This is a genomic window from Kytococcus schroeteri (assembly GCF_042433515.1).
In the GTDB taxonomy this organism is placed as follows: Bacteria; Actinomycetota; Actinomycetes; order Actinomycetales; family Dermatophilaceae; genus Kytococcus; species Kytococcus schroeteri.
Window position 1 is genome coordinate 1 of the sequence record NZ_JBHLVH010000007.1, and the last position, 1,133, is coordinate 1,133.

Consider the following 1,133-nt stretch of genomic DNA (forward strand, 5'->3'; position numbering starts at 1 on the left):
GGAAGGGGTCCATCACCGCGGCCGCGCACGGGAGCTCTTCGGCGGTTGCGGTCTTGAAGCCGGTGAACCCATCCATCGCGACCACCTCCACGGCGTCACGCCACGCCTGTGGCCGCTCGGCGAGCCAGGTCTTGAACGCGGCCTTGGACCGGCCTTCGACCATGTCCAGCAACCGGGCGGGGCCGGGGGCGTCTCGGATCGGGGTGAGGTCGATGATCACGGTGACGTACTTCTCGCCCTTGCGCGTGTGCCGCCACACGTGCTCGTCGACCCCGACCACCTTCACCCCCTCGAACCGGGCCGGGTCACCGATCAGGACGCGCCGGCCCTCGGCCAGGACGGCGTCGTTGGCGGTGTCCCACGCCACCGCCAACGCCTCGGCGACCCGAGCGATGGTCAGGTGCTGCACGACCAGCGCGAGCAACGCCCAGCGCAGCCCACCGCGGGAGATCTTGGCCCTCGGCTCCGCCGCCGCAGTGGTGTCCTGCCGCCACATCCGCGCGCAGCCGGTGCACCGGTACCGGCGGACCGCGACCAGCAACGTCGTGGGTCGCCACCCGAACGGCTCGTGTGCCAGGCGTCGCGTGATCACATCGTGCACGGTCCCCTCACAGCCACACCGCCGGCACCACCGGTCATCATCGACGACCCGGCAGGCCAGCACCGTCCGGTCCGGCTCGAGGCGTTGCCCGGTCACCTCCAACCCGAGGCCGTCGAGGCGGCAGAACGTCGTCAGATCAGGCGTGGTGCAGGTACCGTCAGGCATGTCGAGGTCTTCCAGGTGGGGAGTGTGAGAACTCCCATCATGTGGAGACCTCGACGCCTACCCCAGGACCGACGCGCCGCCCCGCGACCCACCCTGGATTGGGAAGAGCCGGCATCACATGGGGCCGGCTGGTGCGATCTGTCATTCCGGCCGGTCCTTCGGCCCGGTACCGGGCAGCCCACTTGCGGGCCGTGGGTGGTGAGACCAAGAACATCTTGGCTGCCACGGCCACCGGCCAACCCTCCTGGACGATGAGCTTGGCCAGGCGCAACCGAGCGCGAGGGGTCAGAGCAGCGTTATCGGGCTCTTCGGAGTTGAGCGTGGGTGCTTGGGGGTAGGGGTCGAGGTCCCGGGCATGATCTGAGGA

The 1,133-nt window shown here is 69.7% G+C and carries 2 protein-coding genes; both read right to left on the reverse strand.

Features of this window, described 5'->3' with window-relative positions:
* A partial coding sequence (locus tag ACFFHC_RS03785; RefSeq protein WP_379803208.1) for an ISL3 family transposase occupies positions 1-766 on the reverse strand: 766 nt, incomplete at its 3' end.
* A gap of 37 nt (positions 767-803) precedes the next feature.
* Entirely contained in the window at positions 804-1,055 is a 252-nt protein-coding gene (locus ACFFHC_RS03790) for a leucine zipper domain-containing protein (RefSeq protein ID WP_379803211.1), read from the reverse strand.
* Between the last annotated feature and the right edge of the window lie 78 nt (positions 1,056-1,133).